The 22,632-nt window shown below is 50.6% G+C and carries 24 protein-coding genes and 3 pseudogenes; 16 read left to right on the top strand and 11 right to left on the bottom strand.

All coding sequences use genetic code 11. The features are described 5' to 3' along the window. Nucleotides 1–33: 33 nt before the first annotated feature. From rpsG to L855_RS05420, 8 genes are all read left to right on the top strand, one after another. On the top strand, nucleotides 34–504 hold the full coding sequence (gene rpsG / locus L855_RS05455) for a 30S ribosomal protein S7 (RefSeq protein WP_068788209.1): 471 nt from the start codon (nucleotides 34–36) through the stop codon (nucleotides 502–504). Nucleotides 505–755: 251 nt separating this feature from the next. Then, nucleotides 756–2,831 carry an elongation factor G gene (gene fusA, locus L855_RS05450; RefSeq protein ID WP_159785179.1) on the top strand — a complete coding sequence of 692 codons (2,076 nt, stop codon included), beginning with the start codon at nucleotides 756–758 and terminating at the stop codon, nucleotides 2,829–2,831. Between the two features lie 24 nt (nucleotides 2,832–2,855). Then, the gene (tuf, locus tag L855_RS05445; RefSeq protein WP_159785176.1) at nucleotides 2,856–4,085 is read left to right on the top strand and encodes an elongation factor Tu; all 1,230 of its coding nucleotides are present in this window, start codon (nucleotides 2,856–2,858) and stop codon (nucleotides 4,083–4,085) included. Nucleotides 4,086–4,218: 133 nt separating this feature from the next. Next, complete coding sequence (gene rpsJ, locus L855_RS05440; protein WP_159785173.1) at nucleotides 4,219–4,536, top strand: 30S ribosomal protein S10; 318 nt, start codon at nucleotides 4,219–4,221, stop codon at nucleotides 4,534–4,536. 139 nt (nucleotides 4,537–4,675) lie between these two features. Continuing rightward, entirely contained in the window at nucleotides 4,676–5,323 is a 648-nt protein-coding gene (locus tag L855_RS05435; RefSeq protein ID WP_159785170.1) for an LON peptidase substrate-binding domain-containing protein, read from the top strand. Between the two features lie 46 nt (nucleotides 5,324–5,369). After that, on the top strand, nucleotides 5,370–5,585 hold the full coding sequence (locus L855_RS05430) for a DUF2839 domain-containing protein (protein WP_159785167.1): 216 nt from the start codon (nucleotides 5,370–5,372) through the stop codon (nucleotides 5,583–5,585). A gap of 411 nt (nucleotides 5,586–5,996) precedes the next feature. Continuing rightward, nucleotides 5,997–6,341 (top strand): DUF1815 family protein, encoded by a 345-nt coding sequence (locus L855_RS05425; RefSeq protein ID WP_068788215.1) that lies wholly within the window; start codon nucleotides 5,997–5,999, stop codon nucleotides 6,339–6,341. 57 nt (nucleotides 6,342–6,398) lie between these two features. Next, on the top strand, nucleotides 6,399–7,277 hold the full coding sequence (locus tag L855_RS05420; protein ID WP_159785164.1) for an alpha/beta fold hydrolase: 879 nt from the start codon (nucleotides 6,399–6,401) through the stop codon (nucleotides 7,275–7,277). A gap of 79 nt (nucleotides 7,278–7,356) precedes the next feature. Here the strand turns inward: L855_RS05420 and L855_RS22745 are convergent. Then, nucleotides 7,357–8,151: pseudogene (locus L855_RS22745) on the bottom strand (ferrochelatase); the annotation flags it as partial. Between the two features lie 140 nt (nucleotides 8,152–8,291). Then, nucleotides 8,292–8,711 (bottom strand): annotated as a pseudogene (locus L855_RS22740) (ferrochelatase); the annotation flags it as partial. A 128-nt stretch (nucleotides 8,712–8,839) separates the two neighbouring features. On the opposite strand from L855_RS22740, the gene L855_RS05410 reads away from it, so the two are divergent. From L855_RS05410 to L855_RS05395, 4 genes and pseudogenes are all read left to right on the top strand, one after another. Further along, nucleotides 8,840–9,364 carry a hypothetical protein gene (locus L855_RS05410; RefSeq protein ID WP_159785161.1) on the top strand — a complete coding sequence of 175 codons (525 nt, stop codon included), beginning with the start codon at nucleotides 8,840–8,842 and terminating at the stop codon, nucleotides 9,362–9,364. A 101-nt stretch (nucleotides 9,365–9,465) separates the two neighbouring features. After that, nucleotides 9,466–9,756, top strand: a complete 291-nt coding sequence (locus tag L855_RS05405; RefSeq protein WP_159785158.1) for a nucleotidyltransferase family protein — start codon at nucleotides 9,466–9,468, stop codon at nucleotides 9,754–9,756. 2 nt (nucleotides 9,757–9,758) lie between these two features. After that, nucleotides 9,759–10,109 (top strand): annotated as a pseudogene (locus tag L855_RS21690) (HepT-like ribonuclease domain-containing protein). Nucleotides 10,110–10,197: 88 nt separating this feature from the next. Continuing rightward, nucleotides 10,198–10,392, top strand: a complete 195-nt coding sequence (locus L855_RS05395) for a hypothetical protein (RefSeq protein WP_159785155.1) — start codon at nucleotides 10,198–10,200, stop codon at nucleotides 10,390–10,392. 58 nt (nucleotides 10,393–10,450) lie between these two features. On the opposite strand, the gene L855_RS05390 is transcribed toward L855_RS05395, so the two are convergent. Then, nucleotides 10,451–11,263: a helix-turn-helix domain-containing protein gene (locus tag L855_RS05390; protein ID WP_159785152.1), complete on the bottom strand. Its 813-nt coding sequence runs from the start codon at nucleotides 11,261–11,263 to the stop codon at nucleotides 10,451–10,453. 21 nt (nucleotides 11,264–11,284) lie between these two features. Between L855_RS05390 and L855_RS05385 the strand changes: the two genes are divergently transcribed. Beyond that, nucleotides 11,285–11,431, top strand: coding sequence for a hypothetical protein (locus L855_RS05385; RefSeq protein ID WP_159785149.1), 147 nt, complete (start codon nucleotides 11,285–11,287; stop codon nucleotides 11,429–11,431). A gap of 58 nt (nucleotides 11,432–11,489) precedes the next feature. On the opposite strand, the gene L855_RS22370 is transcribed toward L855_RS05385, so the two are convergent. The 3 genes from L855_RS22370 to recQ are packed head-to-tail and all read right to left on the bottom strand — an operon-like array spanning nucleotide 11,490 to nucleotide 14,131. After that, nucleotides 11,490–12,251: a helix-turn-helix domain-containing protein gene (locus L855_RS22370; protein ID WP_343039239.1), complete on the bottom strand. Its 762-nt coding sequence runs from the start codon at nucleotides 12,249–12,251 to the stop codon at nucleotides 11,490–11,492. Next, entirely contained in the window at nucleotides 12,238–12,372 is a 135-nt protein-coding gene (locus L855_RS22365) for an HRDC domain-containing protein (RefSeq protein ID WP_343039238.1), read from the bottom strand. The genes L855_RS22370 and L855_RS22365 overlap by 14 nt, the downstream gene beginning before the upstream one ends. Next, nucleotides 12,308–14,131 (bottom strand): DNA helicase RecQ, encoded by a 1,824-nt coding sequence (gene recQ, locus L855_RS05380; protein WP_343039237.1) that lies wholly within the window; start codon nucleotides 14,129–14,131, stop codon nucleotides 12,308–12,310. The genes L855_RS22365 and recQ overlap by 65 nt, the downstream gene beginning before the upstream one ends. Before the next feature lie 303 nt (nucleotides 14,132–14,434). On the opposite strand from recQ, the gene L855_RS05375 reads away from it, so the two are divergent. From L855_RS05375 to L855_RS05365, 3 genes are read left to right on the top strand one after another with little or no spacing between them, the layout of a single operon-like run. Beyond that, on the top strand, nucleotides 14,435–16,504 hold the full coding sequence (locus L855_RS05375) for a cation:proton antiporter domain-containing protein (RefSeq protein ID WP_159785146.1): 2,070 nt from the start codon (nucleotides 14,435–14,437) through the stop codon (nucleotides 16,502–16,504). A 2-nt stretch (nucleotides 16,505–16,506) separates the two neighbouring features. Beyond that, nucleotides 16,507–17,109 carry a 5-formyltetrahydrofolate cyclo-ligase gene (locus L855_RS05370; RefSeq protein WP_159790975.1) on the top strand — a complete coding sequence of 201 codons (603 nt, stop codon included), beginning with the start codon at nucleotides 16,507–16,509 and terminating at the stop codon, nucleotides 17,107–17,109. After that, entirely contained in the window at nucleotides 17,106–17,861 is a 756-nt protein-coding gene (locus L855_RS05365; RefSeq protein ID WP_159785143.1) for a Uma2 family endonuclease, read from the top strand. Before L855_RS05370 ends, L855_RS05365 begins: the two co-directional genes overlap by 4 nt. A 40-nt stretch (nucleotides 17,862–17,901) precedes the next feature. Here the strand turns inward: L855_RS05365 and L855_RS05360 are convergent, their stop codons facing one another. From L855_RS05360 to L855_RS05340, 5 genes are all read right to left on the bottom strand, one after another. Next, nucleotides 17,902–18,636, bottom strand: a complete 735-nt coding sequence (locus L855_RS05360) for a class I SAM-dependent methyltransferase (RefSeq protein WP_159785140.1) — start codon at nucleotides 18,634–18,636, stop codon at nucleotides 17,902–17,904. A 138-nt stretch (nucleotides 18,637–18,774) separates the two neighbouring features. Beyond that, complete coding sequence (gene hemN / locus L855_RS05355) at nucleotides 18,775–20,166, bottom strand: oxygen-independent coproporphyrinogen III oxidase (protein ID WP_159785137.1); 1,392 nt, start codon at nucleotides 20,164–20,166, stop codon at nucleotides 18,775–18,777. A 141-nt stretch (nucleotides 20,167–20,307) separates the two neighbouring features. Then, the gene (locus L855_RS05350) at nucleotides 20,308–21,039 is read right to left on the bottom strand and encodes a biliverdin-producing heme oxygenase (RefSeq protein WP_159785134.1); all 732 of its coding nucleotides are present in this window, start codon (nucleotides 21,037–21,039) and stop codon (nucleotides 20,308–20,310) included. 183 nt (nucleotides 21,040–21,222) lie between these two features. Continuing rightward, nucleotides 21,223–21,588, bottom strand: a complete 366-nt coding sequence (locus L855_RS05345) for a DUF4359 domain-containing protein (protein WP_159785131.1) — start codon at nucleotides 21,586–21,588, stop codon at nucleotides 21,223–21,225. A 102-nt stretch (nucleotides 21,589–21,690) separates the two neighbouring features. After that, the gene (locus L855_RS05340; protein ID WP_159785128.1) at nucleotides 21,691–22,605 is read right to left on the bottom strand and encodes an ATP adenylyltransferase family protein; all 915 of its coding nucleotides are present in this window, start codon (nucleotides 22,603–22,605) and stop codon (nucleotides 21,691–21,693) included. Nucleotides 22,606–22,632: the final 27 nt, after the last annotated feature.

Raw genomic sequence — 22,632 nt, 5'->3', positions numbered from 1 at the left:
GTTTATACTTTTTCAGAAGTTCAAGCCGAATCTATGTCACGTCGCAGAGTCGTTCAAAAACGTCCGGTTCCCCCCGATCCGGTTTATAATAGCCGCCTAGTCAGCATGATGACCCGCCGCATCATGCAGCATGGAAAAAAATCTTTGGCATCCAACATCGTTTACGATGCCATGAAAATTATTGAAGAGCGCACGGGTTCTGAGCCTTTAGAGGTTTTTGAAACCGCCATTCGCAACGCGACGCCTCTGGTGGAAGTCAAGGCCCGTCGTGTCGGTGGGGCAACCTACCAAGTTCCCATGGAAGTCCGTCCTGATCGCGGCGTTGCCTTGGCCCTACGTTGGCTGATTGCAGCTACCCGCAACCGTTCTGGAACCACCATGGCCATGAAACTCGCCAACGAACTCATGGATGCTGCCAACGAAACCGGAAACACCATCCGTAAACGGGAAGAAACCCATCGCATGGCAGACGCGAACAAGGCTTTTGCTCACTATCGTTACTAAGCTAGTCTCGCAGCGGAACCGTTTTGACGTTTCAGGGGCGAGCTAGAATTTTTTGCTTAAATCGTCGCTTAAGTCAAAGAATATTAAGATACAATAAGCAATGTTGTGTCCGCGTCTCTAATTTCCACGGAGAGAGGGGCGCGTTGGATTGTGTGTGATTCCGGGCGAGCGATCGCCAAGTCAAAGAATCCCTCAACCCAGCACAGCAGAGCAATAAGACACAGCGGCAGTACACGTAAAGGGAGGTTATTGTGTCACGAACAGTCCCGCTCAACCGAATTCGCAATATTGGTATTGCGGCACACATCGACGCAGGAAAAACGACTACAACAGAGCGTATCCTGTTCTACTCAGGCATGGTTCACAAAATGGGCGAAGTCCATGATGGAACCGCCGTGACGGACTGGATGGCTCAGGAGCGAGAGCGGGGCATTACGATTACTGCCGCTGCGATCACTACCAACTGGCTCGACCATCAAATTAACATCATCGACACCCCAGGACACGTGGACTTCACCATTGAAGTTGAACGGTCAATGCGGGTACTAGATGGCGTGGTAGCTGTTTTTTGTTCCGTCGGTGGGGTGCAACCCCAGTCGGAAACCGTGTGGCGACAAGCTGATCGCTACAAAGTTCCCCGGATCGCCTTCGTGAACAAGATGGACCGCACCGGGGCTAACTTCTTCAAAGTCTACAACCAGATGCGTGATCGTCTTCGCGCCAATGCCGTTGCCATTCAAGTTCCCATCGGCAGTGAGAGTAACTTCCATGGCGTCGTAGATCTCGTAGGCATGAAAGCCTACATCTACACCAACGACTTGGGAACCGACATTCAGGAAACGGACATTCCAGAAGAAGTTGCAGAACTGGCAGCCGAATACCGCGAAAAACTCCTCGAAGCCGTCGCCGAAACTGACGATGACCTGATGGAGAAATACCTAGAAGGGGAAGAAATCAGCGAAGAGCAAGTTCGTGCAACCCTTCGCCAAGGAACCATTCGCGGAACCATCGTTCCTGTGCTTTGTGGTTCTGCCTTTAAAAACAAAGGGGTGCAACGGCTACTCGACTGCGTCGTCGACTATCTGCCCTCCCCCACAGAAGTTCCTCCGATTCAAGGAACCCTTCCTGATGGGGAAGTGGCCACTCGTCCCGCTGATGACGATGTGCCGCTGTCGGCCCTGGCCTTTAAGGTTATGGCAGATCCCTACGGTCGTTTGACCTTTGTGCGTGTGTACTCAGGCATCCTGAAAAAAGGAAGTTATGTGTATAACGCCACCAAAGACCAGAAAGAGCGGGTATCTCGTCTGATTGTCCTCAAATCCGACGATCGCATTGAAGTCGATGAACTTCGTGCCGGAGATTTGGGTGCAGCCTTGGGCTTGAAAGATACCCTAACTGGGGATACGATTTGCGACGAGGAAGAACCCATCATCCTTGAATCCCTGTACATTCCCGAACCCGTTATCTCCGTGGCCGTCGAGCCAAAAACCAAGGCCGACATGGAGAAACTCTCCAAAGCCTTGCAATCCTTGTCCGAAGAAGATCCCACCTTCCGCGTGACAACGGATGCGGAAACGAACCAAACCGTGATTGCTGGGATGGGTGAACTTCACCTAGAAATTCTTGTTGACCGTATGTTACGGGAATTCAAGGTAGAAGCCGAAGTTGGTGCGCCTCAGGTGGCCTACCGCGAAACCATCCGCAAACCCAGCACCGCCGAGGGCAAATTCGTCCGTCAAAGCGGTGGTAAAGGTCAGTACGGTCACGTGGTGATTGAACTTGAACCCGGTGAAACTGGAACTGGATTTGAGTTCGTCTCCAAAATCGTCGGCGGGTCAGTTCCCAAGGAATATATTGGGCCGGCTGAAAATGGGATGAAAGAAGCCTGCGAATCTGGTATCCTGGCAGGTTATCCCCTGATCGACGTGAAAGCAACGTTGGTCGATGGGTCTTACCACGATGTCGATTCTAACGAGATGGCATTTAAAATCGCTGGTTCAATGGCGATGAAGAATGCTGTCACGAAGGCATCCCCGGTTCTTCTCGAACCGATGATGAAAGTTGAGGTCGAAGTTCCCGAAGACTTCATGGGCAACGTTATTGGCGATCTCAACTCCCGTCGCGGTCAGATCGAGGGTCAAGAGACTGAAGATGGCCTTACGAAAGTAACGGCTAAAGTTCCGCTGGCATCCATGTTTGGTTATGCCACGGATATTCGCTCGAAGACCCAAGGTCGTGGCATCTTTTCGATGGAGTTCAGTCACTATGAGGAAGTTCCCCGTAGTGTTGCTGAAGAGATCATCGCCAAAAGCAAAGGGAACGCATAACACAGAATAAGGAACACAAGATTCATGGCACGCGCAAAATTTGAACGCAACAAACCCCACGTCAACATCGGTACCATCGGTCACGTTGACCACGGGAAAACCACGCTAACCGCTGCAATCACGGCAACTCTGGCTGTGACCGGTCAGGCGAAAGCTCGTAAGTATGCTGACATTGACGCAGCACCTGAAGAGAAAGAGCGGGGAATCACCATCAACACCGCTCACGTTGAGTACGAAACAACTCAACGTCACTACGCTCACGTGGACTGCCCCGGTCACGCGGACTATGTGAAAAACATGATCACCGGAGCCGCTCAGATGGACGGCGCGATCCTGGTGGTGTCTGCGGCTGACGGTCCCATGCCTCAAACCCGTGAGCATATCCTCTTGGCTCGTCAGGTGGGCGTTCCTAGCTTGGTAGTCTTCTTGAACAAACAAGACCAAGTCGATGACGAAGAACTCCTCGAATTGGTTGAACTTGAAGTTCGTGAACTCCTGAGCGAGTACGACTTCCCCGGCGATGATATTCCCATCGTCACTGGCTCTGCTCTCAAAGCCATTGAAGCTCTCGAAGCCAACCCCACTGTCGGTGCTGGTGAAGATGAGTGGGTTGACAAAATCCTCAAACTCATGGAAGAAGTGGACGCTTATGTGCCCACCCCTGAGCGTGATGTGGACAAAGACTTCTTGATGGCAGTTGAGGACGTCTTCTCGATTACCGGTCGGGGGACTGTTGCTACCGGACGGATTGAGCGCGGTATCATCAAAGTCGGCGACACCGTGGAACTCGTGGGCATTAAAGATACCCGCAGCACCACCGTCACCGGTGTGGAAATGTTCCAGAAAACCTTGGATCAAGGGATGGCTGGCGACAACGTCGGTGTGCTCCTGCGTGGGATTCAAAAAGGTGATATTGAGCGGGGCATGGTGTTGGCTAAACCCGGCACAATCAACCCTCACACCAAGTTTGAAGCTGAGGTGTACATCCTCAACAAAAATGAAGGTGGCCGTCACACTCCCTTCTTCCCCGGCTACCGTCCTCAGTTCTATGTGCGGACCACTGACGTGACCGGAACCATCAGCGACTTCACCGCTGACGATGGTAGTGATGCTGAAATGGTCATGCCTGGCGATCGCATCAAAATGACCGTTGAGTTGATCAACCCGGTGGCGATCGAACAGGGAATGCGCTTTGCTATTCGTGAAGGCGGTCGCACCGTCGGCGCGGGTGCTGTGGCGAAAATCCTCCAGTAGTCCCTCGGCTTAATTCAGTGGATTAGGGGCGCATTCATGGGCCCCTAATCCACTGTTTAACTGACGCCACGCTTCCTGGGGCAGCCCCACTCTTTTTTACCGAACCTCGACAATTTAAAACCTCTTCAACATCATGGCAACGATTCAGCAGCAAAAAATTCGCATTCGCTTAAAAGCCTTTGACCGTCGCCTTCTCGATACATCTTGCGACAAAATTGTAGATACTGCCAACCGTACCAGCGCTACCGCTGTTGGCCCGATTCCTCTACCCACCAAACGCCGCATTTATTGTGTTCTGCGATCGCCCCACGTCGATAAAGACTCTCGTGAACACTTTGAAACCCGCACCCACCGCCGCATTATCGATATTTATCAACCCTCCTCAAAAACAATTGATGCCCTGATGAAGCTGGATCTGCCTGCTGGGGTTGATATTGAGGTCAAACTTTAAATAGCCCCTTGAGAATGGGTTAAAAAGCCCCATACTTCACTCATATCCCCTGTTATGTCTTAGTTAACTCCGACTGAGAAGACGGGGGATTGTCTGTGAATGAGTTAGAATAAAAGGCGCAACCCTGACAGACGGAATCATGGCCACCTCGTCTTCTATCGCTGTTCGAGAACTTCCTTTATTTCCTCTTCCGGAGGTCGTCCTGTTTCCCGGTAGACCCCTGCCGCTACATATTTTTGAATTTCGCTACCGCATGATGATGAACACCATCCTCGATAGCGATCGCCGCTTTGGGGTACTCATGTGGGATCCAAACCGTCGCGAAGCGGCTCCCGTCGGCTGTTGTGCCGAAATCATCCAACATCAGCGGCTACCGGACGATCGCCTAAAAATTTGGACGATGGGCCAACAGCGGTTTCGGGTCTTGGACTATGTCCGAGAAAAGCCTTACTATGTTGGTTTAGTGGAATGGATCGAAGACCGTCCCCCAGAACAAGATCTGCATCGCTTAGCTGCGGATGTGGAAGAACTGTTACGGGATGTGGTTCGCCTCTCGGCTAAGTTAATGGATCGGGAGATTGAACTCCCCGAAGATATTCCCAGCTTGCCCACAGAACTGTCCTATTGGGTGGCCGGCAATCTCTATGGCGTGGCCTCAGAACAGCAAACTCTGCTGGAAATGCAAGACACTGCCACTCGCTTGGAGCGAGAATCGGAAATTCTAACCACCACCCGAAATCATCTGGCGGCGCGAACCGTCCTTAAAGACACCTTTAACCCCTCTTAAAGAACTTAAGCCCGTCTTGTTGTTGTTGAAATGTCCTTGAATTACCATGGGTGAATCCAAACGTCGCAAAGAAGCTCTAGGCGAAAAGTACGGTCAGGAGCCTCACATCCTGCCCTGGCTGCCAATTACGAAACGACAGTCGGAGCAATTCCTCAAATGGTCGAGCCGAGGGGCTTGGGCAGGAATTGTCGCCCTCATTCTTGTTTGGCTAACGGTGGTCTTCATCGCTCCATCGTTTGGCTGGTGGGGACTGGGTTCGTAATCCTCCATAATGGGACGCTATCTGAGTCCGCATTGATAGAAATCTTAAATAACTTTACGTACTACTCATAATCAGAATGGGAGTCTTGACCGGGGTGACCCTGCTGCGATCCCCGCGATTTGTTTGAGCGAATGTCCTGAAGACCCAGAAAATTTGTAGAAAGGCAAAGTTAGATAGGGTAAGGATTTCTGCCTATCGTGACCGACTTTATCCCTCAGCTTTCGGGTTGTCTGTGTTCTACGATACCCCAGCTCTGGGTAACCTAAGTTAGCGTTGGGCAAGTTTCCCGACTCGACAATGGTCTGTTGGGGCGTAACTGTGTTGGCTTGCCTAGGGACCCAAGATGAGAGACATTGTTAAGTAAATCTTAAATTGTTAACCCGCGTCTCGCGTGTCAAGAGGAGGAGAACTGTGTTTATACGACTTGCCGAACAGCATCGTCAATTCGTCCAAGAATTGGTGATGAATCTAAAAGCTTTAGCCATTGTGCTGGAGCGTCGGGGCTATCTGGCTTCGTGCTACACCTGCGGCAGTCAGATGAACAGCGCGTCGTTTATGGTTAGCCTAGGCGACAATCATCTTATCCGTTTCCTGGTGTCCGACTATGGAATCACCTGGACTGAGATGCGCGACGATCGCGAACTGATGAAGCTCGAAGGAGCCGAAGCCATTGCCCAACTGCAAGAGTTAGCCAATCTGGTGAAATACCAAATTGCCCCGCAAGATTATCGCCCAACGGCGGTCCAACAGGCGTAAAATAGAGGTAGATCCCTGAGATCGCCACATTTTAACCCTTGCTATTGGGTATTTCCCATGACAGATATCGATATTGGCTGGCAGCACTGTTATATTGACACCAACCGCATCCGACTGCATTGTGTAACCCAAGGGGAAGGGGATCTCGTCGTCCTTCTCCATGGGTTTCCCGAATTTTGGTATTCCTGGCGCTATCAGATCCCGGCGCTGGCCCGTCATTTTAAAGTGGTCGTTCCCGATTTACGGGGCTATAACGACTCTGACAAACCGTCAAGCGGCTATGATCTCGACACCCTCAGCCAAGATGTGCGAGGGACTATTGCCGCATTGGGCTATCGTAGCGCCCATATTGTGGGTCATGACTGGGGAGGGGCGATCGCCTGGCATCTGGCCCATACCTATCCCGAGTCCATCAATCGCCTCGCCATCCTCAACGCCCCCCATCCCCACCAGTTTACCCAAGCCCTCGCCAGTAACTTCGACCAACTCCGCCGCAGTTGGTATGTGCTGGCCTTACAAGTCCCCAGCCTCCCCGAATGGGTGATTCGTAACAACCTCAAAGACTTCGTACAAAATATTTTCCGGGAAAACGCCATTCGCAAAGGGGCCTTTGGTCAGGAAGATAACCAAATTTACCAAGCCGCCCTGGAAAAACCCGGCGTGCTGAACTCCATCGTCAAGTATTATCGTCAACTCTCCGCCCCCCAAACCTGGCTCAAAAGCTGGGGGCGATCGCTCGATCCTATTACAGCTCCCACTCTAGTTCTCTGGGGCGAAGACGACTCGTTCCTGAGTACCAGTCTTACCCAAGGCTTTGAAACCCTCATCAGCGCCCCCTTTCAACTCGAACTGATTTCTCAATGTGGCCATTGGATTCAGCAAGAGGTGCCGCAAACCGTCAATCGCAAACTCCTGAACTTCCTCACCGTCAAATAGAGGTGAATTGGGGCGAACCGGAGTTCACCCCCAACTCGCCCACCCTGAGACTTACTCAGGTTTGGGCTTCGCTGTCCACCTAGTGACTATGGCTATGGCCGTGATCGTGGCTATGGCTATGGCCGTGGCTGTGACCATGGTCATGATCATGACCGTGATCGTAGCCATCTTCGTCATGATTGTGGAAGCGTCGGGCCACCTCAACGGCTAACTGGGGATTCACCTCAACCCCCTCTTCTGAGAGCAACTCCTCAATATGGCAATCCGCCCAGCGGGCCACCATCTCCAGAAACTCCGGGCGATCGTTCACACAGGGCATCTGAACATAGGTAACATCGGGATACCGACGGTGCATTTCATGGACAATATGATGCACATCCAGCAAGGTTTCATGGTTTTCCGTAGCGAAGCCAATGGGCATCATCACGATCGCCCGCGCCCCCAACTGCACTAAGTTATCAATGGCCTGATTGGGATTCGGCTGTGTCCATTCAATCAGGGGCGTGTCATGGTTGAGCCAACCCACCGAAATCAGGGGATAGCGGTACATGAGCCGCTCCCGAACCGCCTCATACAGCGCCTGACTCTCATCGACACCCGAGGTAAAGCCCTTCGCCTTCATGGGACAGCCATGATTCATCAAGATAATGCCAATTTGCGAGGGCAGATAGGCCGCCGCCAACTCCTCGGCGATGCGTTCCTCAACCATCTGAGCCATCAAATCCAGATATTGCGGCTGATTGTAGAACGAGGGAATATATTTAAGACCTTTGACCCAATGCTCCTCGCCCTCGACTAACTTAGACAGAGCCTGATTGACCTGTTCGACTGCGATACCGCTGGTGAAGACCGAATCCACCACGAGCAGGGGATATCAGAGCCTGATTGACCTGTTCGACTGCGATACCGCTGGTGAAGACCGAATCCACCACGAGCAGGGGATAGATGAGGAGTTTCGTGAAGCCTTGAGCTTTCACCTCGGCTAACACCTGTTCTGGGAGAAAGGGGGCGCAGTATGAGGAGTTTCGTGAAGCCTTGAGCTTTCACCTCGGCTAACACCTGTTCTGGGAGAAAGGGGGCGCAGAAGTTAAAGGCTTTAAAGACTTGAATGCGATCGCCCCAGCGTTCCTGAAGCTTTTGCTCAATCCCGGCCCGTTGCTGCTCAAAAATGGCATTGTGAGGGGAGACAAAGTCATGATGTTGATGACCCCACTCGTGACGGTCAAAAATGGCAAGAAGCCTTGCTAATGGGGGATAGAGCCAATCGGGAACCGGGGCGAATTTCGCCGTGAGCAGGTGTAGGGCCTGTTCGTTGTAGTTGGCGAAATCGTCATAGCTCTCGACTTCACCGTATCCCATCAAGAGGACGGCGACACGATGATCCGATGGCGTGGAATTGGATGAATGGGTGGTTTGTTCGTGGGTAACAACCAAGATGACAGTCTCCTCTGAAGCGCTCTAACGAACTGTAACGAATTTGGTACGTTACAGCGAATAATGCCAACATAACACAGGCGTTTTGCTAAAGGCCGTTACGGTATTGTGAACAGGGTTTAGCTGCTATGACCCTTTGTCTGTGTCCAGGGGTTCACTCCCCCAGTCTCACGGAGCGTTTGTGCCAAGTTCTGGGACTGAAACAGGTTTTGATTGTCCCCACCTCAACCCATCCCCCCTATTCCCCCCTCCATGTCCTCGATTTCGCCCGCCAGCAGGGGCTAGAACAGCCCTGTTTTTTGGCGTTTAGTGCGGGAGTCGTTGGGGCGATGGGAGCCGCCTGTTTGTGGCAGCAGCAGGGGGGAACGGTCAAGGCGCTGATTGCAATGGATGGTTGGGGGGTTCCTCACCTGGGAGATTTTCCCTTACATCGTCTCAGTCATGACCTAATTACTGATCAGCAATCGGGTTGGTTGGGAGTAGGGGGCGATCGCTTTTATGCCGATCCCCCTGTGGCTCATTTGGATTTATGGGCCTATCCAGAGCGGGCGCAAGGGGTTTGGCTGCCGGAGTCGGGGTTAAGCCGAAACACTGATGCAGCGGCGTTTATACGAGCTTTGTTGAGGCGTTATGGGGAACTCGACTTATACTAAATTTGATGGGTTTACCCTGAAATATCGTACCGCCAGGATCACCCATGCCGTTACTAACAAAATCAACCTACACTCCGTCCCCATAACCAGTCCCTAACCCCATGAAAAAACAACAAATATTAGAAATTCTAGAGAACCATAAAGGCATACTTCAGGAACAATATGGTATAAAACACCTTGCGTTATTTGGCTCTACTGCCCGTGATACCGCTACTGAAACCAGCGACATTGATATATTAATCAGCTTTGAAGGAATCGCCAACAGTCAACGCTACTTTAGTACATTATTTTACCTAGAAGACCTTCTACAAAAACCCATTGACCTCATTACAGATAAGGCCATTCGCTCCGAACTACGCCCCCATATTGAATCAGACCTCATTTATGTGTAAGTATGTCTAATCAAAATCCTGAACGGGAATGGAAATTTTATATTGATGACATGATTCGATTTTCGGAAAAAGTTATCCGCTATACCGAAAATTTAAATCAAAGTGATTTTATAAACAACGAACTTTATTACGATGTGACTTTAAGAAATCTTGAATTGATTGGTGAAGCTGCGACCCGTATTCCCTCAGAAATCAGAGAAAATAACCCCAAAATTCCCTGGAGATAAATCATTGCAACCCGCAATCGCATCATTCACGCCTATTTAGGGATAGATAATGACATTATTTGGAGCATTATTACCGACGAAATCCCTAATCTAATTAACGCCCTAAAGTCTTTATCTAATATCTAAATTAATACCAAGTTCTGAAGGAGAAGTTGTATAGATAATCCGTTGATTTCTAATTTACTTCGGGTAGCGCGGGTGTTGGCTTTAATTTATGAACGGTTTGTGTTTACCGTTTGTGTTTGCTGGGGGAGCGACGATAGTGCTGTATCTGGAGGAGATTTTATGGGATGAGGTGCGGTCAATGTTGGATGTGGATTGTGTGGTGGAGATTATGACACGGGCAGATTTATTATGGTTTGGCGGAACAGTTGGCGATCTCCCATTGAGCGAGTTACAGTTTGCCTGATGGTCAAGAGATTTGGATTTTCCCACCGATTTATTTTCTAGCGAGTAAGGTTGAGGCGTTATGGGGAATTAGACGGTTGACGCTGTTTGGCACGCCAAGCCCCATAAACGAGTCTGAGGGCTTCTTTGGAGACGCGATCGCTCAGATAAGTCCATAACACCTCTAACGTAGCGCCAGGATGCCGTTCGCAGACTTGTTCAATCTCCCGTTGCTGTTCCGGGGGAACCAACCGATCTAAATCCACCGGTTGTCCCATTTCCAACAGTTCCGCTAAGTGGCGCACAATGCGAGAGGGGCGTAAATTCCGTTCCTGGGCGATCGCCCCAACGTCTAATCCTTTCTGATGTAACTCTAGACTATAGAGATGAGTTGGACTCGGTTCCGAGTTCTGGGAGACGCGATGGCCCTCCCGCTTAATCACCGCTTTCACTAAGCGAATTTCCTCATAGGGATAGACGCCGCCAAGATACTCATACACTGGTTTCAATTTATCTGTATTCAGGGCGCGGATGGCCTGACGAATCGGCTGTTGATGATCCGGGGGAACCAGAGCATTTATATCAATCTCCTCTCCCGCATGGAGGAGCCGTTCGAGGTGGCCATAAATGGTACTGGGGGTGAGATTACGAGCCAGGGCAATATCCTCAACGCTTTTGCCCTGTTGACATAACGCTAACGTTTCTCGGTGGGTGTCGCTCAGGGCAGTTGTGGCGGGGCGGCTCGTTGGGCGTTTAGGGGGGGCGCTGGCTTCCCCCGTTGTAAACTCGCGAATTAGGGCCACAAAGCGATCGCCATAATGCTCTAGTTTATAGCGCCCCACCCCCGAGAGTTGCCCAAACTCCGCCAAGGTTTGCGGCCGTTGCTGGGCCATAAGTCGTAGGGTTGAGTCGTAGTGCTGTATCTGGAGGAGATTTTATGGGATGAGGTGCGGTCAATGTTGGATGTGGATTGTGTGGTGGAGATTATGACACGGGCAGATTTATTATGGTTTGGCGGAACAGTTGGCGATCTCCCATTGAGCGAGTTACAGTTTGCCTGATGGTCAAGAGATTTGGATTTTCCCACCGATTTATTTTCTAGCGAGTAAGGTTGAGGCGTTATGGGGAATTAGACGGTTGACGCTGTTTGGCACGCCAAGCCCCATAAACGAGTCTGAGGGCTTCTTTGGAGACGCGATCGCTCAGATAAGTCCATAACACCTCTAACGTAGCGCCAGGATGCCGTTCGCAGACTTGTTCAATCTCCCGTTGCTGTTCCGGGGGAACCAACCGATCTAAATCCACCGGTTGTCCCATTTCCAACAGTTCCGCTAAGTGGCGCACAATGCGAGAGGGGCGTAAATTCCGTTCCTGGGCGATCGCCCCAACGTCTAATCCTTTCTGATGTAACTCTAGACTATAGAGATGAGTTGGACTCGGTTCCGAGTTCTGGGAGACGCGATGGCCCTCCCGCTTAATCACCGCTTTCACTAAGCGAATTTCCTCATAGGGATAGACGCCGCCAAGATACTCATACACTGGTTTCAATTTATCTGTATTCAGGGCGCGGATGGCCTGACGAATCGGCTGTTGATGATCCGGGGGAACCAGAGCATTTATATCAATCTCCTCTCCCGCATGGAGGAGCCGTTCGAGGTGGCCATAAATGGTACTGGGGGTGAGATTACGAGCCAGGGCAATATCCTCAACGCTTTTGCCCTGTTGACATAACGCTAACGTTTCTCGGTGGGTGTCGCTCAGGGCAGTTGTGGCGGGGCGGCTCGTTGGGCGTTTAGGGGGGGCGCTGGCTTCCCCCGTTGTAAACTCGCGAATTAGGGCCACAAAGCGATCGCCATAATGCTCTAGTTTATAGCGCCCCACTCCCCGTTGTAAACTCGCGAATTAGGGCCACAAAGCGATCGCCATAATGCTCTAGTTTATAGCGCCCCACACCCGAGAGTTGCCCAAACTCCGCCAAGGTTTGCGGCCGTTGCTGGGCCATAAGTCGTAGGGTTGAGTCGTCCCGAGAGTTGCCCAAACTCCGCCAAGGTTTGCGGCCGTTGCTGGGCCATAAGTCGTAGGGTTGAGTCGGGGAAAATCGTGTAGGGGGCTGCGGAACGTTCATTGGCGATTTGTTTGCGCAACGCCCGCAGTTGAAACATAAGGGCCTCAGCTTCGACGGCTAAGGGACTGCGGCGATCGCCCTCGAAGGCACTGACGGTACGGGGAAGCGCCACTTCAACCTTGCGCTGTTGGCGCATAATCTCCCAACTGAGGGCATTGAGTTTCAAAACGGGATAGCCATCATCGGTTTCATCCACAAAACCGCGATGTTTCAGGGTTCGGGCCAAGGCCCGCCATTGATCTACGGTGCGATCTTTGCCAATCCCATAGGTGGAGAGGCGATCATGGCGATATTGCTTAATTTTCTGCTTTTTCGAGCCTCGCAACACATCAATAATATGAGTCACCCCAAACCGTTCTCGACAGCGCGCCACACAGGAGAGGAACTTCATGGCCTCAACTGTCCAATCCTCCACTGGCTTAGGATTACGGCAGTTATCACAGGTTTGACAGGGTTCGCCGAGGGTTTCGCCAAAGTACCGTAGCAGGATACTAGGACGACATTCAGTACTGTCGGCATAGTCGATGACTTGGCGCAACTGTTGACGCGCAATTCGTTGTTCCTGTTCATCAGCTTTTTGGCTGATAATCCACTCGACTTTACTGGCATCGCCATAACTGAGAAAGAGAATACATTGAGCCGGTTCTCCATCTCGCCCAGCGCGGCCGGTTTCTTGATAATAACTTTCTAGGGTTTTGGGTAAATCATAGTGAATCACAAAACGCACATCGGGTTTGTTGATGCCCATTCCAAAGGCGATGGTAGCGACCATCACTTGCACATCGTCGCGGATGAAGCGAGTTTGGTTGTTGGAGCGATCCGCGTCGCTCATTCCTGCATGATAAGGTAGGGCCTCAATGCCATCTTGACGCAGTTTGTCGGCGAGTTCATCGACTTGACGACGACTGAGACAGTAGATAATTCCCGCCCCTCCCTGGCGCACCAGTTGGTAGATTTGTTGGTAGCTATCTCGTCCCTTGGGGCGGACTTCGTAGGCAAGATTGGGGCGGTAGAAGCTGGCGATATGGACTTGGGGCCGCTTCAGAGACAGTTGCTGGATGATATCCTGACGGACGCGATCGGTGGCGGTGGCCGTGAGGGCTGTGACAGGAACATCGGGGTGATACTGCCGTAGCCGCGAGAGTTGGCGATATTCCGGGCGAAAGTCATGGCCCCATTCTGAGACGCAATGGGCCTCGTCGATGGCGAATCCCGATAGGCCCGGTTGCGATCGCAGTTGATTGAGGAACTCTAAGAAATGCTCACTTAACAGTCGTTCTGGGGCGACGTAGAGCAGTTTGATGTTACCCTGGCGGACGGCCTGGATGCGATCGCGAGCTTCGAGACCTTTCAGGGTACTATTCAAGAATGTAGCCCCCAACCCATTAGCCTGTAAGCTATCAACCTGATCTTGCATCAGGGCGATGAGAGGAGAGACCACCACCGTAACCCCAGGACGTAACAGAGCCGGAAGTTGAAAACACAAAGATTTCCCACCCCCCGTGGGCATAATCACCAATTGATCCTGGTTTTGCAGGGAGGCCTGGATAATCCCCTGTTGACCGGGACGGAAGCGATCATAACCAAAGTATTGTTTGAGGGCGCGATCGAGAGAGTCTGATGGGGAAGCGGACACGAATCCTGTGAGGAGTGGATTGAGCGTTTCTATCTTACCAGAGAGAGTCCCCGGAGGGCTGCCTTTACTGAAAAGGAGTTTACATGAGGGGGGCGATTGCAATCCGGCTCTTGGGGCAACGGTTCAATCCGTTAATCAAACCTTAACGCGATACCTTCACAATTCGACGGTTTATGATTACAATAAAGCGACGATTCAAATAGAGTGTTCATTATCTAGGGTGTTATCTTTTTGTGATTGAGTCCTCAATCCTTAGCCCTAAATCAGGCAGCCAATTTCATTAGTCTTTACCTTACAAACTCCATGGACAACTTACCTCAATGGCTACCGGATACTCCCATTGTTCCCTTTACTGTTCTCCTGCTCGTTGTTCTCACAGTTCCCCCATTATTTGAGCGGTTAAGACTTCCGGGTCTTGTGGGGCTAATTGCCGCAGGAGTGGTACTCGGAAGCGATGGCTTGGGGATACTCGATCCCGGTGATGATTATATGAAACTATTTACAGACATTGGTAAAATTTACCTAATGTTTGTTGCTGGACTAGAAATTGATTTATCAGAGTTTCAGCGTAAAAAAGACCGCTCTTTAGTGTTTGGATTTGCCACATTTGCAATTCCCCTCACAGCGGGAACTTTCATGGCAATCATGTTTGGCTATGGCTGGAATGCGGCGATTTTGATTGGCTCCTTGCTAGCATCCCATACTCTCTTAGGATATCCAATTGTTAGTCGTCTTGGGGTAGCGGGAAATGAAGCGGTTACCGTTACCATTGGTGCAACTATTTTCACCGATATTGCAGCTCTTTTGGTTCTAGCAATTTGTGTGTCAATTCATGGAGGAGATTTTTCTGCCACCAGTTTAATTATTCAAGTAACAGCATTGGCTCTTTATACTGTTGCTGTTTTGGTGGGGTTGGACAAGGCTGGGAAGCTATACTTTCGTCGCACGGGAGATGAAGAAAGTAACCAATTTCTTTTCATACTTTTGGCGGTATTTTTGGCGGCAGTTGGTGCTCAAATCATTAACGTTGACCAAATTGTAGGTGCTTTTTTGGCAGGACTAGCGGTCAACGATGTGGTGGGCCGGGGTCCTGTTGAAAATAAAGTTGAGTTTGTGGGCAGTACCCTATTTATTCCCTTCTTTTTTGTGGGCATGGGTCTGCTCCTGGATATCACCGCTTTCATGGAGAGTTTTACTCAAAATTTAGGCTTTGTGATTGCCATTGTTTTAACTTTGCTGAGTGCCAAGTTTTTGGCATCAATGGTCGTCAAGCTTATTTATCGTTATAGTTGGAATAGTATGATGACGATGTGGTCATTATCTATTCCTCAAGTTGCCGCCACTCTTGCAGCTGCCTTGGCGGGGTTTGATGCGGGTTTGATTCCCGATTCCGTTTTCAACAGTGTGGTTGTTTTGATGTTAATCACATCAGTGATTGGTCCCTTGGCAACTTCCCATTTTGCCCGCAAGCTTCCTTTGTCTGGAGGTGGTTTAGATTTGTCATCAGAGCAAGATGAGAATGCTTTACCATCTTTGACCTTTTTCCCCAAAGAAAAACCTTTTAAAGTTGTAGTTCCTGTCTCCAATCCCCTAACAGAACGCTATCTGATTGAGATGGCGGCAATTTTAGCCCGTCAGCGTTCTGGCTCAATCGTCCCCCTGTCCATTGCTGAAGCTCATTTACAAATGGATGAACCCGAGTTAGATGTGGCGATTCAACGCAGTGAACGGCTTTTGGAACGGGCTATGGCGGTGAGTAATGAGTTTGACGTTGAGGCGATTCCTCGGGTTCGCATTGATAGTGATGTGGCCCATGGCATTAGCCGAACTGCTCGGGAGGAGAATGCGAGTACCATTGTGATGGGTTGGAATGAGAATATTGGTATTCGAGCGCGACTGTTTGGCAGTGTGGTGGACAGTGTGTTTTGGTCTTCTCACTGTCCCGTTGGGGTGATGCGTTTGTTGGATGATCCCCTGAATATTCATCAGATTTTGGTTCCGGTGAAAAGTCTGGCACCGCAGGTGATGGAAGCGATGCGGTTTGCTCAGTTATTTGCTGAGTCGAATCAGGCGGAGTTAACCTTGCTCCATGTCTGCGATCGCCGCACCACGCCGGAGCAGATTCAGGAGTTTGAGACGGCGTTGATGAAAATCTTTCATGGCGGGGGTTCTCAGGTTCCAGGCCAGATGAAAACGGTGGTCTCTGATGATATTGCTCAGGCGATTTTGGAAGCCTCGCAAGAGGTGGATATGGTGGTTCTGTGTTCCCGGCGACGGCGTACCGCTGGGGGATTGGCGGTGAGTGACGTGGCCACGAAGATTCTAGGACAAATTACCTGTTCGATGGTGTTGTTTGGAGAACCTCATTGGTAGAGATGGTGCAGAAGCAGGCGTTACGGCGATCGCTGTTGCAGACTCGTTGTCAGTTGTCTGAGGGGGAATGGCGCGATCGCAGCGATCGCCTCTGTGAGCAAATTCGCCAACATCCCCGGTTTCAGTCGGCCCAAACAGTTCTCAGTTATGTCAGTTTTCGCCGAGAACCGGATTTATTGGGATTAACGGGGGACCGTTGCTGGGGGTTTCCTCGCTGTCAGGGAGAGTCGTTATTGTGGCATTCTTGGCAATGGGGCGATCGGTTTATTTCGGGTGCGTTTGGGATTCGCGAACCCCATCCTGATTCCCCCCAGATTGCTCCTGAGACGGTGGATTTAATCTTAGTTCCGGCGGTAGCCTGCGATCGACGGGGATATCGCCTGGGATATGGCGGTGGGTTTTACGATCGCCTCCTCAGTCAACCCCAGTGGCGAGAGATTCCCACGCTGGGGATTGTCTTTGAGTTCGCCTATCTCCAGGAGTTACCCATTGAACCCTGGGATTGTCCCTTAACCGGAGTGTGTACCGAGGAACGATGGGTGCAAACCAGCCCTGATGGCAATGTTAAATTAGAACCATCGCCCCTCTCCTCAAAACCGCCATGAGCGTCATAGAAACTTTTACTCCCTTACCGGATCACACCCAACTCCCCTGTGAGGATGGAACCTTCGTGAAAGACTTTCAAGAACATCCGCAAAGCATTCTCCTGACGGATTCGATTCTCCCCATCCTCACCGCCAAACATCCCCAGGGAGATTACTGTATTGGTCAAGATAGCGGAATTTACTGGCGCATCACCGATCCTGCTCAACGAGGCGCTGTCTCTCCCGATTGGTTTTATGTTCCTCAGGTTCCCGCTACCTTAGACGGACAAGCGCGACGTTCCTATGTCCTGTGGCAAGAACATATCCCCCCCGAGATTGTCATTGAGTTTGTCTCAGGAACGGGGTCTGAGGAACGAGATAAAACCCCCTGGACGGGCAAGTTTTGGGTCTATGAAACGGTAATTCGTCCGGCGTACTACGCCATTTACGAGGTGCAACGGGCCAGTGTTGAGGTCTATGGTTTAGTCCGCAACCATTATGAGTTAATCGGGGCCAACGAACGGGGCCACTTCCCCATTTCTGAATTGGGAGTTGAGTTAGGGATCTGGACTGGACGTTATGGGAATATGGAACTCCCTTGGCTGCGTTGGTGGGATAGTCAGGGGAATTTACTCTTACATGGTGAGGAGCGGGCCGAGCAAGAACATCAACGAGCTGAGCAAGAACATCAACGAGCTGAGCAAGAACATCAACGAGCTGAGCGTCTAGCGGCCCGCTTGCGAGAGTTAGGCGTTGATCCCGATGAGGAGTGAGCCTTGCTCATACTTGTGGATAATTGTCAACCGTCAATTTTCATTTATTCATGATTCCCCGGTAGCCGCCGAACACCGCAAAGCCAAAATACTTCCAGGGAATGGCGACATCTTGGAAACCGGCTGAGGTTAACATCTGAAGATGGGTTTGCAAACTGGCTAAGCGATCTTGTCCTGAATGGCCTTGGGGAACACTCTCGCCCACTTTAGCGCGGGTGGCGGCGATCGCATCCCCTTTTTTCTGCGCCCACTCCTCGCGCACAGACTGATAGACGTCTTTCAGATGGGGGGTTTCGGGAACCACTGGATCAGTATTCCAAAAACATCCCCCCGGTTCTAAGATGCTAAACACCCAGTTAAACAGCGTTTGTTTCATCTCATCACTGAGATGGTGAATCGCCAAGGATGAGACGCAAGCTTGCGCACCTTGAATCGCCACGTCGCCACTGGTTTGATGGGCCAATTCACCGAAATCAGCACATAGGGGTTCCCAACGATTGTTATAACCGGCCTGGGTGATTTTCTGATGAGCAAATTCCAGCATACGCGGCGAGTAGTCAATGGCCAGAACTTGTGCCTGGGGACAGCGTTCTAACAGCCGCAGACTCAATTCCCCAGTTCCACAGCCGAGATCGATCAGGGTTGAACAGTCAGCGGGAACACAGCGAGTAATGCTATCGAGCATTTCTGTGTAACGGGGGAGAAGGGTGCGAATCCCCTCGTCGAAGTCGTGGGTGTTGGGGAAGATTTCGCCGGGATAGACGGTTTTACTCATAATGAGATGCGATACATTTTCCCCATTTTACGGACAAATGGGATGACGACCAAGCGCCATCCCATTGATTAGAAGCTAAAGGGTAATTTTTGACACTCAGACACTCTACACTTAAACGGTGTCGTCTGAGCCAAGTCCCTAAATTGATTTGGAGAACCGCTGTTGTTTACGATCGCGGCTATAGGCATCAAAACAGTAGGCGATGTTACGAACCATCAAACGCCCACTGGGTGTCACTTCAATCATATCACAACCATTGATGACTAAACCATCATCTTCAAACTCTTGTAACATCTGCAAGTCGAGGGCAAAATACTCATCAAAATTAATCCCATACTTCTGGGAAATGTCCCGTTTGTCGAGGCGGAAGTGACACATCAATTCCATAATCACTTCCCGACGCAAGAGATTGTCCGGTTCGCCGAGTTTTACGAGTTTCTCAATGGGGGTTTGCTTTTCCTCAATGGCTCGGTAAAAGTCTTTCAATCTCTTGTGATTCTGCACATAGACATCATGCAGCATACTGATGGAGGTGACACCAAAACCAAACAGTTCCGAATCAGGTTTGGTGGTGTAGCCTTGGAAGTTGCGGTGAAGTTCCCCTTTCCGTTGGGCGATCGCCAACTCATCCCCTGGCTTGGCAAAGTGATCCATACCAATAAAGACGTAGCCGTTATCGGTCAATTTGTCAATGGTCATGTGGACGATTTCCAGTTTTTCTTCGGAACTGGGGAGGGTGTCTTCGAGAATCCGTTTTTGTACCGGTTTCATCCAGGGAACATAGGCGAAGTTAAACACCGCAATGCGATCGGGATTCAGTTGAATGGTTTTGGCGATAGTTTCCCGGAAGGTATCGAGGGTTTGATAGGGAAGTCCATAAATCAGATCCACATTCACACTCTCAAAGTCCGCTTCTCGCATCCAAGACATGACATTGAAGAGCAGTTCTTCCGGTTGAACTCGGTTGATGGCTTCTTGAACCACGGGGTTGAAATCCTGAATCCCAAAACTAATGCGATTAAACCCGAGTTTTCTTAAAAAGAGGATATAGTCGCGATCAATGTAGCGGGGGTTGACTTCAATGGAAAGTTCTGCATCCTCGGCAAAGGTGAAATGTTCATGCAGCTTGTTCCAGAGTCGTTCGAGTTGTTCTGGGTTGAGATAATTCGGTGTTCCCCCTCCCCAGTGCATTTGTTGCACCAGGCGATCGCCGTCAATCAAAGGAGCCGTCTGTTCGATGTTTTGAAAGAGATAGTCTAGATAAGGATTCGCTACCTTATCCTTCAGTTTGGTGACGATGACATTGCAGCCGCAAAAGTAACACGCACTCTCACAAAAGGGAATGTGACAGTAGAGAGATAAGGGCGTTTTCTTGGCATTTCCACGGGCGATCGCCTCATAGAAGTCCTGCTCATTAAAATCGGGACTCAGTTCTGTAGCGGGGGGATAACTGGTATAGCGAGGGGTGGGATGATTATGTTTTTGCAGGAGTTGGGCGTCAAACCGAACTGATTGGGTGGAAACTTCCATAGGAATCAGGTAACTTCAGAACAAAATGGGGTACTATTTGGCATTAAAAAAACCGGCGATCGCCCAAGTGAAGACAAGTCGCGATCGCCAGCGGTGAGAGTTAGGAGAGATCGCAGAACGATTGAGAGGATAACCTCTGGCTTAACTGGCCACAGGATGGGACTTTTCCGTACTTCCCGGCTTATCCTGGCGAGTGAGTAAATCAAACACATGATCACCAACCGCCGCTTTCACATCCGCCTCTAATCCATGCATGACATCACGGTTGAGTTGAAAGGCTAAATTGGCTTCCTCAACAATCATTTGAGCCAAGGCTTCATCGACGGGGAGTGCATTCAACGCATCGCGATATTCAACCTTGAAGTTGCGTCGGCTTTCGGGAGTGGGGAAGGCCGCAAACTCATGGAGGCCCGTTCCTTGATTCGGAGGGAGATCCAAGGCCGAACGGACGATATTTTTCAGGCTTTGTCCCCCCGATAAATCTCCCATATAGCGGGTGTACGCATGAGCCACGAGCAACGCTGGTTCCGTCTCGGAAATCTCTTTGAGGCGATTGACATAGGTGAGGCCTTCCGGGAGCGGCTGAATTTGCTCACGCCAGTTCTCCCCATAATAAAAGGCTAAATCCGCCTCCAGGTTCTCCGTTCGCCGCAATTGGGGGAAGTTAATCCCTGCAATGACGGGGTGACTGCGGTGACGTTCGAGTTCTTCTTCTAGGGTTCGATAGACAAAATAGAGGTTCGCCAGGAGTTTACGGAACGGTTCCCGCTCGACAATCCCCTTGAGAAAGCATTTCATATAGGCCGTGTTTTCTGCTGCGGTGTGGGCCCGTCCCGTTCCCTCTCGCAGCAAGCTGGCTAGTTGAACACTCATAGGATCTAAAACTGTGTTTTAACTTTAATCACTTTATAGCGATTTACCGGATACGCAAGGGGAGCTTCTCAAAACTTTACATTTTGAGGGCAAAAGGGAACTGGACAGGGGATATCAAGACTACTTCTGCTGGGGGACGGATGCCGGAAACTCCCGAAACTCCGATTAATTACTGTTTAGCGATTATTGTTCATCCAGCTTGTAGGTATGAAATCGAGTTAATCCCCCGACGGTTTCCGCGTGAATTGTGGGGATTCCGGGAATGGGGATGGGAAGGGAGAGTTCAGTGCGGTAAATACTGAAGAGGAAGAAGTTATCGCGACTGGTGTTGCGATCAATAATCTGTTGGAGTTGGGGCCGACTCTCCTCGACAAAAGACTGACACAAATCCTGGCCGCGGCCCAAGTCTGTACAGACGTCCTCCTTAAGATGAGTCGCTAGAATATCTCCGGCATAGACTTGATACTCCTCACGGCTCGGATTCGTGACTCCTAAAGCAATTCCGACTCCGAGAACCACCACTCCGATTCCAATAAGACTCGTTTTCATAATCTCCGTTCCCGCGTTGGCTTAGCTTGACGCGGCGCATTACAACAATCACCTATATTAACTTCATCCCCTTATCGTGGGATTCCGAGGAGTCTAGCGTTTTTATGACTCAACTGGTGCTACTTTCCCAAGTAACCCCAGTGGAGTAAGAGTTTTCAGGTGTTCGAGTTGCTCCAAATTGCGAACGAGGAGGGCCCCAGCGAATCCCAATGCGTTCAGGGAGATTCCGGCGAATCCCTCTTGCGATCGCCGTACTACCATCAGCCAATTTCTTGTGGCCAAGAGGTTATAGGCTCCTGTCTGAGTCTCGGTTTTGGGGGTTCCGTCGATTAACCCCACGGCGTTGAGGAGACGATAATACTGCTGCTGAAGTTGTTCGGGGGAGCTGTCAGGGGAGATGGGGGCGATCGCATGGTTGAAGGGAAACCAAGGGGAGCGACCGATTTTGTCCAATCCTGTCCCATCATACTGAGTTTGCGCGATCGCCCCCTCAATGGGCAAGAGATCGCCATCAGGCATCAAGGGAAGCGGAACCAGTTGTAAATGTTTATGGGGTTGACTCGCCCCCGCCTCAGTGCCACCGTTATAGAACCCTAACCCGTCAATTTCCCGGAAACCAATTTGTAAGGCCGCAAAATCTGCCACCGTCAGCCAGGTGTTCTGATGCTCAAACTCCCGCGTCACAATCAGTAGATGGTGATCCACCACATTAAACTTATTCAAGAGACAGACATGGCTGGGAGAGAGATTCGCCACAAAGAGCTTCTCATCGTAGGGGAGAAAGGGGTTAAACGGTTTTCCCGTTGCTTCAGCCTGACGGGTTTCCTTGGCTTTGGCTTTGGCCTTGCGATCGATATTGGCTAAGATTCTCACCAGAAAACGAATCTCTCCCTGTTGCAAATACTCAAATTCTGTAGGAATCGGCTGTAATGCACCGCAATCGAGCGCGAACTGGGTTTGTTCTAAGGTGCGTGGCCAGAGGGTATTGGGGGACAGCAGAATTTCTCCGTCAGACATAACTCAACCGTAACAGGGGGCGATCGC

The sequence above is a fragment of the Sodalinema gerasimenkoae IPPAS B-353 genome (assembly GCF_009846485.1).
GTDB classification, from domain to species: domain Bacteria; phylum Cyanobacteriota; class Cyanobacteriia; order Cyanobacteriales; family Geitlerinemataceae; genus Sodalinema; species Sodalinema gerasimenkoae.
This window is presented reverse-complemented; position numbering and strand designations above follow the sequence as displayed.

Bases quoted from the DNA above. Each gene is read 5' to 3' on its own strand.
- L855_RS05345 (WP_159785131.1), bottom strand. From the start codon at position 21,588: ATGAAAACGAGTCTTATTGGAATCGGAGTGGTGGTTCTCGGAGTCGGA.
- hemN (WP_159785137.1), bottom strand. From the start codon at position 20,166: ATGGAAGTTTCCACCCAATCAGTTCGGTTTGACGCCCAACTCCTGCAA.
- L855_RS05350 (WP_159785134.1), bottom strand. From the start codon at position 21,039: ATGAGTGTTCAACTAGCCAGCTTGCTGCGAGAGGGAACGGGACGGGCC.
- L855_RS05395 (WP_159785155.1), top strand. From the start codon at position 10,198: ATGAACGGTTTGTGTTTACCGTTTGTGTTTGCTGGGGGAGCGACGATA.
- L855_RS05375 (WP_159785146.1), top strand. From the start codon at position 14,435: ATGGACAACTTACCTCAATGGCTACCGGATACTCCCATTGTTCCCTTT.
- L855_RS05410 (WP_159785161.1), top strand. From the start codon at position 8,840: ATGACCCTTTGTCTGTGTCCAGGGGTTCACTCCCCCAGTCTCACGGAG.
- L855_RS05420 (WP_159785164.1), top strand. From the start codon at position 6,399: ATGACAGATATCGATATTGGCTGGCAGCACTGTTATATTGACACCAAC.
- L855_RS05435 (WP_159785170.1), top strand. From the start codon at position 4,676: ATGGCCACCTCGTCTTCTATCGCTGTTCGAGAACTTCCTTTATTTCCT.
- L855_RS05365 (WP_159785143.1), top strand. From the start codon at position 17,106: ATGAGCGTCATAGAAACTTTTACTCCCTTACCGGATCACACCCAACTC.
- L855_RS05405 (WP_159785158.1), top strand. From the start codon at position 9,466: ATGAAAAAACAACAAATATTAGAAATTCTAGAGAACCATAAAGGCATA.
- L855_RS05430 (WP_159785167.1), top strand. From the start codon at position 5,370: ATGGGTGAATCCAAACGTCGCAAAGAAGCTCTAGGCGAAAAGTACGGT.
- L855_RS05360 (WP_159785140.1), bottom strand. From the start codon at position 18,636: ATGAGTAAAACCGTCTATCCCGGCGAAATCTTCCCCAACACCCACGAC.
- tuf (WP_159785176.1), top strand. From the start codon at position 2,856: ATGGCACGCGCAAAATTTGAACGCAACAAACCCCACGTCAACATCGGT.
- rpsG (WP_068788209.1), top strand. From the start codon at position 34: ATGTCACGTCGCAGAGTCGTTCAAAAACGTCCGGTTCCCCCCGATCCG.
- L855_RS05390 (WP_159785152.1), bottom strand. From the start codon at position 11,263: ATGGCCCAGCAACGGCCGCAAACCTTGGCGGAGTTTGGGCAACTCTCG.
- rpsJ (WP_159785173.1), top strand. From the start codon at position 4,219: ATGGCAACGATTCAGCAGCAAAAAATTCGCATTCGCTTAAAAGCCTTT.
- L855_RS05370 (WP_159790975.1), top strand. From the start codon at position 16,507: ATGGTGCAGAAGCAGGCGTTACGGCGATCGCTGTTGCAGACTCGTTGT.
- L855_RS05340 (WP_159785128.1), bottom strand. From the start codon at position 22,605: ATGTCTGACGGAGAAATTCTGCTGTCCCCCAATACCCTCTGGCCACGC.
- L855_RS22365 (WP_343039238.1), bottom strand. From the start codon at position 12,372: ATGGCCCAGCAACGGCCGCAAACCTTGGCGGAGTTTGGGCAACTCTCG.